Consider the following 11,372-nt stretch of genomic DNA (forward strand, 5'->3'; position numbering starts at 1 on the left):
GGCTTCCGTAACTATCATCATTTAGTTTCTCGAATCAAGTTACAACAGATGCGCACGAAACCAAATAAAAAAACAGAATTGGAAGTTGCTTAACTTCCAATTCTGTCTAAAATTAGCTATCAACAGGATTTGACAAAGAGCCATTTAATTCTGACACTAGCTGTTTCACTTAAAGCTATATTTGATTCACGAATTATTTAGCAGGAACTTCGTGTTTTGCTTTATCATCTAATTCTTGAATATAATTAAAGACTTGCTGACCAGCCATGCCACCATCGCCGACTGCTGTCGTAATTTGGCGCAAATCTTTTTGACGAACATCACCAATGGCGAAAACGCCTGGTGTGGCGGTCTGCATATGATCATCGGTAACGACCCAACCTTTTTCGTCCAAAATATTTAAATTCTTGAACGCATCCGTCAAAGCATCGATACCCACGTAAATGAAGGTACCACTCGCGGGAAGTGTATGTTCCACACCAGTCACTTTATCCGTATAGCGCACGCCAGTTACCTTTTGTTCGTCACCGAGAATTTCTTCCGTATTCGCATTCCAAACAAAATCAATTTTAGGATTGTCAAACGCACGCTGTTGAATGATCTTCTGCGCACGTAATTGATCACGACGATGAATGATCGTTACTTTGGAAGCAAGCTGAGCCAAATATAAACCTTCTTCAACCGCTGAATCGCCACCACCGATCACGGCAACTTCACGGTTCTTGAAGAACGCACCATCACAGACTGCACAGTACGACACACCCCGGCCACTATAGTCTTGTTCGCCAGGAACACCTAACTTACGATGATCTGCACCAGTTGCGATAACAACCGCTTTAGCTTGGTAATCACCGTCATCCGTATGGACCAGCTTAAATTCACCTTGGTCTTCTACATCAGTAACGTTACCGTAAACGTACTCAGCACCAAAACGTGTGGCACCATCATACATTTTTTGTGCTAGATCAGGGCCTAAAACTGAGCTGAAACCAGGATAGTTTTCAATCTCAGCGGTGTTATTCATCTGACCACCATAAATACCGCGATCAACAATGATCACTGAAAGGTTTGACCGTGACGCATAAAGCGCCGCCGTTAAACCACCAGGACCAGCACCAATCACAACGACATCTGCTTGTTTCGTCATCTTCATTCCTCCATCTCATAAATCTTATGTTTTCAGCATACACTGAGATTTTTGGAAAGTCTAGCGTTTTGCTTACTTTTAGTTAGAAGTTACCTTGTTCATGATGTAACTGGGATAATAAATCAGTCGCCTCATGCTTAAATTCTTGTTGACCGCTGGCTAAATAAGCTTCGACATAGCCTAGACTACGCTTGAATTCGTTCATAAAAGCATAGCAGTTGGCTAAGAAATATTGAATTTCTGGGTGATGTTCGCCATAGTGTCCATTCAACTTCTCTAAACGCTGAATAGCCTCATTATAGCGATTATCATATTGTAGACAGATCGCTAGCTGACAATTTGCAAAAACATAATCATCATCTGAATGCGCTAAAGTCTGGGCGCGCTCCAGATAAGTAATTGCTTTCTTATAGTTACTCTTCGAAAAAGCAGTCATGCCTAAATTAAAATAAAATTCACACGATGGTAGAAATGAAATAACTTCACCCATGGCGTTTGGTTTCCCCCTTTAAATTCAACCATTCTTGAAAGTATATCGATTATAGCATATATCCGAATTTTTACCCTTAAAAAATTTCTCATTTAGAGCTTAATGTGCCGCTCGAAAATTACGCCAATTCCATTTTACCAGCTCGCTGCATCAAGGAAGCAATTTCTGTACCAATATCTTTTTGCTGATATAAAACGTGATAAATTGCGGTCGTGATCGGCATTTCAACTTGCTTTTGTTCAGCTAATTCATAAGCAGCCTTTGTTGTGGCCACACCCTCCACCACCATGCCCATATTTTTCAATACTGCATCCAGTGGTTCACCTTGTCCCAGTTGATTCCCAGCACGCCAATTACGTGAATGAACGCTGGTGCAAGTCACGATCAAATCGCCAACACCTGACAAGCCAATAAAAGTTAACGGGTTAGCGCCAAAGGCCACACCTAAGCGGCTGATTTCAGCTAGGCCACGCGTCATTAAGGCTGCCTTAGTGTTATCACCATAGCCTAAGCCATGTAAAGCCCCAGCACCAATAGCGATCACATTTTTCAGCGCAGCGCCCATCTCAACACCAACTACATCCGTATTGGTGTAAACACGGAAATAATCGTTCATAAATAACCGTTGCACCATTTCGGCAGCTGCTAAGTCACTGGAGGCCGCAGTCAACGAAGTGATATCACCAGCCGCCACATCTTCAGCGTGACTAGGGCCAGAAAGTACAACGATCGCTTTGCGCGTTGTTACAGGCATTTCCTCGGTCAAAACTTCGGATAAGCGCTTATGTGACTGCTGTTCTAAGCCTTTACTAGCATGAATGATCGTTGGTTGCTGCTTTAACTCAGTCAACACAGCAACCACTTTTTTGGCGACTTCACGAGTGGCCTTGGTTGGCACCACGAATAAGACCACATCAGCTCCAGTTAAAGCAGTCGTTAGATCCGCCGTTGCCCGTAAATTTTGATCCAACATAAAGTCAGGCAAATAGTGTTGGTTCGTATGCTGCTGTGTAATTTCAGCAGCTTGTTCTGGCTTATGCGTCCATAAAGTGACTTGATGACCATTCTTCAGTAACAAATTCGCCAAAACGGTGCCCCAAGAGCCAGCACCTAAAACTGCAATTTTCTTCATGTTAAATATCTTCCTTTTCATCATAAGATAACGGTTATTTGCCATAACAACTAGCTAGTATCTTGTGTGCTACTTATTTTTCCGCTGCTCGTTTAGCTGAAGCCAATTGATTACCAGTCAAATAATCCGGTAAACGTGGCTCATAATACCGGCGGCCGATCCATAGGCCAATAGCAACAACAAATAAAATGGCGGATAATAATTGAGAAACACGAATTGCACCGAATAACATCAAGCTATCAGTACGCATCTCTTCAATAAAGAAGCGGCCAAAGGCATACCAAGCCACATAGGCTAAGAATACTTCACCCTGCTTAAACCACTTTTTATGATGACGCAGACTCAGTAGTAGAACCACACCCAGTAAATCCCATAGTGATTCGTATAAGAACGTTGGTTGGCGATAAGCACCACTAATATACATTTGTTGCACAATAAAATCTGGTAAATGTAATTGTTGTAAAAAGCTCAAGGTAGTTTTGGCACCAAAAGCTTCTTGGTTCATAAAATTACCCCAGCGGCCGATCCCTTGTCCCAGTAAAACCGTTGGCGCCGCAATATCTAGCACTAACCAAACTGGTAACTGGCGTTTACGACAAAAGACTAAGACGACAATTGCTGCTGCGATCAAACTACCATAAATGGCCATACCGCCATGCCAAATGGCAATGATCTCACCCGGATGAGCGACGTAATACGGCCATTCAAAAAGCACATAATATAGCCGTGCACCAATTAAGGCAAACGGCAATGCCCACAAAATCATATCAAACAGATCATCCGTAGAGACCTGCCGGCGTTCGGCTTCACGCATCGCCAAAATCACGGCCAAAACGACACCAGTCGCAATGATAACACCATACCAATGAATCTCCAGTGGTCCTAAGCGTAATGCAATTGGATTTAATGCTGCTACCATCAAGCTTGGCCACCATCCTTATCAGGTCCAGTTTCAGTTGCTGAATTAGATTGCGAGTCATTGGCTTGATCAGCTTCGGCAGCCTCATCCTCTAAGGTATTCTGCTGAATCAGTTGATTTAGGTTAGATTCAAACGTTTTAGTGGCGTCATACCCCATTGTTTTAGCCCGATAATTCATCGCTGCAACTTCAATAATGATGGCCAAATTACGGCCGATCTTAACTGGGATCGTGATTTTAGGTAAATTAACATCAAAAATCTGCATGGTTTCTTCGCCGTTACCTAAGCGATCAAAATTCTTATCCGCCGTCCAAGTTTCTAGGTGCATGACAACTTGGATCGGCGTATCACTACGTACCGCCCCGGCACCAAATAAATTCATTACGTCAATGATACCAATACCGCGAATCTCTAGTAAATGGCGTAAAATTGCTGGCGCTTCACCGATCAAAGTCTGTTCATCCTGTTCATAAACTTCGACCCGGTCATCTGCGATCAAACGATGGCCGCGTTTAACCAATTCCAACGCAGTTTCGCTTTTACCGACGCCAGAATCACCGGTGATCAATACGCCAATACCGTAAATATCGACTAAAACACCATGTAACGAGCGGCGTTCAGCTAGGCGGCCTTCCAGATAATCCGTCAATAAACTGGATAAACGTGTTGTCGCTAACTTAGAGCCAAGTATCGGGATATTAGCTTCCTTAGCGGCTTGTAACATTTCAGGTGGTACCGGTAATGACCGTGAAACGATAAAAGCCGGCGTATCTTCACCACACATTTTACGAAAAATCATTAGTCGTTCTTCTGGCATCATTTTTTTGGCAAAGGAAATTTCGGTCCGCCCAAAAAGTTGGATCCGATCATGCGGATAATAATTAAAATAACCAGTTAGTTCTAAACCTGGCCGTGAAATATCACTTACTGTAATCTGGCGTTGCTTCAAATATTCAGCACCAGCGTAAACCTCTAAATTAGCGCGAGTCACGAGTTCACTTACTTTGACACTTTGCACCATCTGGCTTAGCTCCTATCTCATCAGTAGCAGCACGTTATATAAATTATCAGACGCACTACTTTGCTTTTATACTTATGCTTTTTATTCTAACATTTAGCTTACGATAGCGCACCCATTCTTACGAAACAGCCAAGGAATTATTGACCAACAAAAAAACGTCACGGAACATTCCGTAACGTTTTCTAAATTCGAGCAACTATTTCTGGCGCATGAAGCGATCGCTAATGATCGCGTTAACGACTGAAATAATTACAGCGGCTAAAATTGAAGCACCAAAACCACTGAAAGCAAAGCCACTACCAACAAAAAACGCCGTTAATTGTAACATTACCGCATTGATCACAACGCTGAATAAACCTAGCGTCAAAATAGTGATCGGTAGCGATAAAATGGTTAAAATCGGCTTGATCAGCGCATTAAGTATACCTAACACCAAACTAGCACCTAATGCCATCCAGATACTGGAGACAAAGATCATATGGGGTAAGAAGCCAGCTAGCGCTAAGAAGATCAATGCGTTAACGAGAACTCGTTTCCAAAAACCCATTAAAAGTCACTCCAGTCATCATCTTGAACCTTCACATCACGAGCGTTTTTACGCTGATGATGTTGCTGCTGTTGGTGGTTCTGTCGATATTCAGTACGACCGTATCGTTGCCATTGCTGCCGTTGCCGCTGATTAGAATGACCACGCCGCCGCGTTAGCATTAAAATAACGAACAGGATCAATAACGGTACTGCTAGTAGTCGTAGCGTAAATAATAAAACAACTGCCAGTATGATCAGTAACGGACTTAAAAAGAGTAGAAATAGAAACGGCATTAGAAATCACTCCAATCACTATCTTTAGTACTCGACTGTTGCTCAGTACTATCTTGCGACAGATAGTCTGGGTGTTGCGGCCGACTTGGAATTACCAGAGCCAAAATCGCGTATAACACCACACCTGGAAAACCAACCGTGAAGAAAGTTAACACGGCGTAGATGACCCGTACCCAGGTTGGATCGATCTTGAAATATTCAGCAATACCGCCAAGTACCCCACTGATCACATGTTGATTCGACTTATATAAACGTTTTTCTGCCATTTTCAGCGCTCCTCAGATAAATTTATTACGCACTGTTTATCTGGACAAGCGGTCCACAGCGCGTTTATTCTTGCGTATCTTTCAACAAAATATTGCCGGATGTGGTGCTTAATTCCAATTTAGCTGGTGTTTCGCCTAGATCACGCTCGAAATCATAAACCGAATTACCAGTATTATGGCGCTCATTAATGACATCAACGTTACTCAAGCGAGTCTTGATCGCACCAAAGCGAGTTTTGCTTTTACCAGTAAGTGCTAATTGTGCTGGTACAGCAACTTTGACACTCCCGTTGACCGAGCTAGCAACTAACTTAGTCAATTCAGTTTCGGTAATGGTAGCTTTCACGTCACCATTAACTGTAGTCAATTCAGCTGATTCAACGTTACTGGTAAAACGAACTTCACCATTGACCGTATTGACTAAGGCATCGATCAAACGACCACCATTCACCTTAATATTACCGTTAATTCCTTCAACTTCAAGCATTGAGGCGTTGACACTATTGAAAGTGAGCTGACCATTGGTACTCTTGATGAATAAGTCGTCGCCTTCAAAGCCCTCTAAAGTCACATTACCATTCAATAACTTGATTGTTGTGTGGTCGTAGGTGCGTTCTGGTAAATAGAAAGTTAAATCAGCTTGGATCCGTTTATTCGGCACTTTGAAAGTTAAAGTATCCGCATTATTTGCTAACTCACTACGTTGTAAGAAGTTTTCCAACGGACTATCTGATTCCATTTTACCAAACAACTTCACGTGTGCGCTAACTTTAATATCGGGACTGTCCCAAGTCTTAAAATTAACATCACCATTAGCCACCTTAACGTCTAAAATCGTGGCGCTCGCATTCTCATAAACAAAATCATGGTCGAATTTAGTCGTCGCAATGCCAGGGACGCGGATGTTGACTTCCTTCCAGTCAACATTTTCCATGATCGTTTGCGCCGTGTTTTTAATGAATTTGCCCAGTTGGTTGCTAGCATCACCAACTTTTTCACCTACTTGATTGAGTGTGTCGGTTGCGTTATCGCGCCAGTCATCGCCAAGATTTAATTTATCGGCCAGTCGTTCTTTATAATGGTCACGTTGTGTTTTATGCAACTCGGACAACTGTTTTTGCAAGCCATCCTTTTCATCGTTTAAAATGGCGATCTGACTTTCTAATTGACCAATTTTTTCCTTGGTCCGATCACGTTCAGCCAGTTTATCAGCCGATAACGCTTCAAGATCTTCCATTGTATCCAACACCTGTAAATGCTCTTGTTGTACTTTTAGTTCATGTTGGCTATCTTTCAATTGTTGATCGATCGTTTTGATTTGTTCTTGAACTTCAGTTAATGCTTGCGTATCGTCATCAGGTTCATCTGCTGGCGTAGATTTTTGCTCAGCCTGCGGTTTTTTCTGTTCAGCGGTACTCTTATCTTGTGCTAAGTTCTCGAGTAACATTAACGCCTCTTCGGTTGAGATAACACCTTGTTTAACTAAATCAAGAATTCGTTCACGTTCATTCATGTTGTTGTCCTCCTTGGGCTATCTAAGCTAATCCATTATTATTTTAAAGTCAAAGTCTAAAAGGCAATTATTGATTACTTTTGCTATGTCTCTATTATCGCTTTACCAATGAAAAAAAGCATAGGACCTAAGTTGGATTTTATACTCAGCTATTTGGTCGAATTGATCTTTAGGCTTAAAAACTAGTGCCATTATAGAAAAAGAGTTGCGCCCTGACTTTCAGGTTACAACTCTTCCGCTTATTGATCCACTAAAGCATCCTTAACATTAACTTTCTTGTCGATCAAACCAGCTGCATAAAAAGTATCGGCAATTTTTTGCTGTTCTTTGACGATCGAGCTAGTCACTTTACCCATCGAGAAAGTTCGCCGCGCGACTTGTTTTTTGATCACTGCCTGCGATAAATGCAAAGTCTTACTCATCATCGTGACCAATTGCGTTTGATGACTAGACGCCCATTGCATATCATCTGCTAGATAGGAAGTCAGATATTTGCTAACGGTCGTGTGGGCTTTAGCGTAACTACTAGTGGCGATAAGGAAATCACGATTCTTGGACAAGCCCGTCCCGTCAACTAGCAGCTTAGCATTTTGCTCAACTTCTGCAGTAGCCGTATATGGATCCCAAGTGACCCAAGCATCTACTTTACCTTTGGCGAAAGCAACACTCGACGCCGACTGATCCATATTGACCAGCGTCACATCATCAGTTGTTAAGCCCGCCTTCTTCAAAGCTTGAATGATTAAAAATTGCGCCGAAGTCCCTTTGGTGTAGGCGATTCGTTTACCTTTTAAATCTTTCAAGCTACTGATGCTAGAATTTTTCTTCACTAAAATACCGGAACCATTTTCTTTTGAAGCACCAGCAGCAATATAGGCCAGCTTCAAGCCATTAGCTTGCGCCGTCACCGGTGGCGTGTCACCAAAACGAGCATAATCAATATCACCAGCTTTTAATGCGGTGACCAAAGCCGTTCCATCTTGAAATTCTTTGAAGACAGCTTTATATCCTTTTGCCTTCATTTTTTTGGCTAATTCACCCCGTTGCCGCGCAATATCCACCGGGTCAGCTTTTTGATATCCAATCGTGACCGTAGTCAAATTGCTTTGAGTGGAATCTGTTTGGAGGTAACCGTAAAATGCAATTTCCAACCACGCAATTAACGCAACTAACAGTAAGACTAACTTTCCACGGTGCTTTTTCATTTAGCCGCACCTACCGTTAATAATTGTTCCCGCAGTTGTGGCCGCAGAACCTTGCCCGTCATATTACGGGGAAATTCACGGACAAATTCGACCCGTGTCGGTGTTTCGTATTTGGCTAAATGTTCTTGTGCGTAGTCGAATAACTGTTGCCGTTGCGCGGCCTCGTTTAAGCCTGGCGTGGTGCTGATCACCACGGCCGTCACTTCTTCACCATATAGGTCGTCAGGCATGCCGATCACCGATAATTGTTCAATGAAATCTAATTCGTTGAGCACGTTTTCAACGGCTGCGGGGGCCACCTTCTCACCGCCACGACTAATAATTTCCTTACTGCGGCCTTTGACGAACAGATAGCCATCTTCATCTAGATAACCTAGATCGCCAGTTAAGAACCAGCCAGCCTTAAACGAATCTGGGTTAGGGTCCATATATTGCGTGATCACATGGTCGCCTTTGATCACAATCTCACCGAGCACATTAGCTTCCGTGGTGAACTCGCCATCAACTAAAATACTGAGCTCAGTGCCAAATGGCTTACCGGCGGAACCAATTTTCGGTGCGTCAAAGGGATTGATCGTACATTGACTAGCTGCTTCGGTCATCCCATAGCCTTCGATCACCAAGGTGTCAAAGTTATCTTGAAAGGCGCGCAGTTTATCTTCGGGCAGTGCAAACGATGATGAGCGCACATAGCGTAAATGGATATCCGCCGCATTGGCGCGATAGACTTGATTAGCGTTGTCATTCAGCAGTAAGAAAGTAATGATCGTCGGCACCACTGATACCCAAGTGACACCATTATCCTTGACCTGTTGCCAGAATTTACTGGCGCTGAATTTCGGCGTGACTAAAATCTTGCCGCCGGCTAAGCGCGTCGATAAGGTCGACATCACTTGTGCGTTGATATGGAACATTGGCATGTTGATCATTGCCACATCAGCAGCGGTCATATGATTACTGCTGATATCATTTTGTGCCGCACTGACCAACATGGCGTGGGTCAAGCCAACTCGTTTAGGCTTACCAGTCGTCCCAGAAGTATTGAGGATCAAGCCCAGATCATTTTCTTGCGGTCTGCGCGAACTGCTGACTAAACGGCCGGCTAACTGCTGACTATCAACTAAAAATGGTAATTTAGCCACCGTATGCAAGTTCAAGGTGCTAGCCACAAATGGCGCTTCCGTCAATTCGGCGGCTAATGCTGGCGCCAACAAAATACCGGCATAATGGCGTTCATGCCAATCGACCCGCAATTCAGCAATCGGCGTCGTTGGTGAGATTGGATGGACAATGATACCTAATTCCCAAGCAGCTTGATTGATCACTGGAAAGACTGCTGAATTAGGCAGGCAAACCAATAATTGATCGCCATAACCTAATTTATTAGCCGTAAAAGCAGCCCGCAATTGATCAACATCTGCCTGTAAATCACGGCCAGTAAACCAAACGCCTAAGTTTTCATCCTTGATCAGGGGTTCATTTAAATTATTTTTCAGTTGTTGTGATAATTTTTCTGTTAGTGTGGTCATGAAGCACCATTCCTTTCTTACGCTTAAACAAATGCACTTGCGGCCGGCCGATCATAATACCAAACGGTGGCACGCGATAACAGAACCAAGCGATCCCAAACGATACTGCGATCACGAATAGATAGCCAAGTGGAATCAGCAAGAACAGCGCCCAATCAGGGACACTGAGTAAACTAAGCAGCCCACTTAAAAGCGTCAAACCAATCGTTTGGTCCAAATAAATCCCGAACGAGACTTTAGCTCCGCTGCGCACAAACTTTTCAAACCAATTCCAGATACCGTGCTGACGCCAATATGAGTAACATTTACCGATCCAGAAAACAAAAACGATCATTAACGTGTCATAAACTAACATGTACGGCTGATGTGGCGAAACGGCCGCCGTGTGTGATAGGCCTAAAATGCCGCGATTCCACGCATAATAAGCAACAGTGCCCACCCCTAGCGACAACGTCACTGCCGCGATCGGCTTAATGTGGCGTTGAATAAAATCATTGACCGCCTGATAGTGCAAAGATGTGTAGGCGCCGAAGATAAAGTAGAACTGATAAGTGAAAACATTGATTCCGTATGAGCGGAACCACCAGATCCAGTTACTGCGATCAACGTTGGGCAAGCCGTATTTAATCGCAAACATCAAAATTAATTGCGCTAGAAAACTAATTAGCAAGATGCGCTTATGGGGCCATTTTTTAAACATTTTCACGATCAACGGGAACAGTAAATACAATTGTAACGTCACTAAAATATAGTACATATAGAACTGATCACCATGTAAGATGGCGTCCAGATAACTAGCACCAAAGTTAGACCAAGAAAAGCCAGGCGCGCCAATCAACAAAGCGAAAATCATTAACACTAAATTCCATAGCAGATACGGCCAGCCCGAACCGGCAAAACGTTTCTTAAAAAAGTCCGGCCAATTATCGCGGTGATAATAATTTAAGGTTAAAACTAAGCCAGTCATAAACATAAAGCCCATCCGTGTGAAATGGATCATCAAATGCGTGCTGTTTAACAAGATATGCGGCCAACCATTAGCGGCCGTCATTTGTGCGGCAAAGGTGGTCGTCGTGTGATTCAGCAAGACGCCGAAAATAAAGAAGATCCGCATCAAGTCAACTTCATAAAGGTAAGGCTTCTTTTTTTTAGCCATTGTTTGTGTATTAGTCAGTGTCTTGAAGTGAACCCCCGGTATTGGACCAGAATCCAATACCGGGGGTTTTACTATGACTAAATATACTAAGCAGTTTAAACTGCAGGTGGTTCAAGACTATCTCACTTCTTCGTTAGGGATTGTATTGATTGCTAGAAAGTACCAGATCAA

12 protein-coding genes are annotated in these 11,372 nt (G+C 43.1%); all 12 read right to left on the minus strand.

What is annotated here, in order from left to right; translation table 11 throughout:
• Positions 1 to 193: 193 nt before the first annotated feature.
• The 12 genes from trxB to EKM76_RS11005 all read right to left on the minus strand — a co-directional run bounded on the left by trxB (position 194) and on the right by EKM76_RS11005 (position 11,201).
• Entirely contained in the window at positions 194 to 1,147 is a 954-nt protein-coding gene (gene trxB / locus EKM76_RS10950) for a thioredoxin-disulfide reductase (RefSeq protein WP_125550699.1), read from the minus strand.
• Positions 1,148 to 1,229: 82 nt separating this feature from the next.
• Complete coding sequence (locus tag EKM76_RS10955) at positions 1,230 to 1,637, minus strand: tetratricopeptide repeat protein (protein WP_125550700.1); 408 nt, start codon at positions 1,635 to 1,637, stop codon at positions 1,230 to 1,232.
• A 118-nt stretch (positions 1,638 to 1,755) separates the two neighbouring features.
• Positions 1,756 to 2,769, minus strand: coding sequence for an NAD(P)H-dependent glycerol-3-phosphate dehydrogenase (locus EKM76_RS10960; RefSeq protein ID WP_125550701.1), 1,014 nt, complete (start codon positions 2,767 to 2,769; stop codon positions 1,756 to 1,758).
• A gap of 73 nt (positions 2,770 to 2,842) precedes the next feature.
• Positions 2,843 to 3,688, minus strand: coding sequence for a prolipoprotein diacylglyceryl transferase (lgt, locus tag EKM76_RS10965; RefSeq protein WP_125550702.1), 846 nt, complete (start codon positions 3,686 to 3,688; stop codon positions 2,843 to 2,845).
• Positions 3,688 to 4,710, minus strand: a complete 1,023-nt coding sequence (hprK, locus tag EKM76_RS10970) for an HPr(Ser) kinase/phosphatase (protein ID WP_125550703.1) — start codon at positions 4,708 to 4,710, stop codon at positions 3,688 to 3,690. The genes lgt and hprK overlap by 1 nt, the downstream gene beginning before the upstream one ends.
• A 196-nt stretch (positions 4,711 to 4,906) precedes the next feature.
• Positions 4,907 to 5,257, minus strand: coding sequence for a phage holin family protein (locus EKM76_RS10975; RefSeq protein WP_125550704.1), 351 nt, complete (start codon positions 5,255 to 5,257; stop codon positions 4,907 to 4,909).
• Positions 5,257 to 5,532 (minus strand): DUF4834 family protein, encoded by a 276-nt coding sequence (locus EKM76_RS10980; protein WP_125550705.1) that lies wholly within the window; start codon positions 5,530 to 5,532, stop codon positions 5,257 to 5,259. The genes EKM76_RS10975 and EKM76_RS10980 overlap by 1 nt, the downstream gene beginning before the upstream one ends.
• Entirely contained in the window at positions 5,532 to 5,798 is a 267-nt protein-coding gene (locus EKM76_RS10985) for a PspC domain-containing protein (RefSeq protein ID WP_125550706.1), read from the minus strand. Before EKM76_RS10985 ends, EKM76_RS10980 begins: the two co-directional genes overlap by 1 nt.
• Before the next feature lie 64 nt (positions 5,799 to 5,862).
• Positions 5,863 to 7,311 (minus strand): daptomycin-sensing surface protein LiaX, encoded by a 1,449-nt coding sequence (gene liaX / locus EKM76_RS10990; RefSeq protein WP_125550707.1) that lies wholly within the window; start codon positions 7,309 to 7,311, stop codon positions 5,863 to 5,865.
• A gap of 239 nt (positions 7,312 to 7,550) precedes the next feature.
• Positions 7,551 to 8,516, minus strand: a complete 966-nt coding sequence (locus EKM76_RS10995; protein WP_125550708.1) for an aliphatic sulfonate ABC transporter substrate-binding protein — start codon at positions 8,514 to 8,516, stop codon at positions 7,551 to 7,553.
• The gene (locus EKM76_RS11000) at positions 8,513 to 10,045 is read right to left on the minus strand and encodes an AMP-binding protein (RefSeq protein ID WP_125550709.1); all 1,533 of its coding nucleotides are present in this window, start codon (positions 10,043 to 10,045) and stop codon (positions 8,513 to 8,515) included. Before EKM76_RS11000 ends, EKM76_RS10995 begins: the two co-directional genes overlap by 4 nt.
• Positions 10,002 to 11,201, minus strand: coding sequence for an acyltransferase (locus tag EKM76_RS11005; RefSeq protein ID WP_125550710.1), 1,200 nt, complete (start codon positions 11,199 to 11,201; stop codon positions 10,002 to 10,004). Before EKM76_RS11005 ends, EKM76_RS11000 begins: the two co-directional genes overlap by 44 nt.
• Between the last annotated feature and the right edge of the window lie 171 nt (positions 11,202 to 11,372).

This window comes from Loigolactobacillus zhaoyuanensis (genome assembly GCF_003946385.1).
Taxonomy (GTDB): domain Bacteria; phylum Bacillota; class Bacilli; order Lactobacillales; family Lactobacillaceae; genus Loigolactobacillus; species Loigolactobacillus zhaoyuanensis.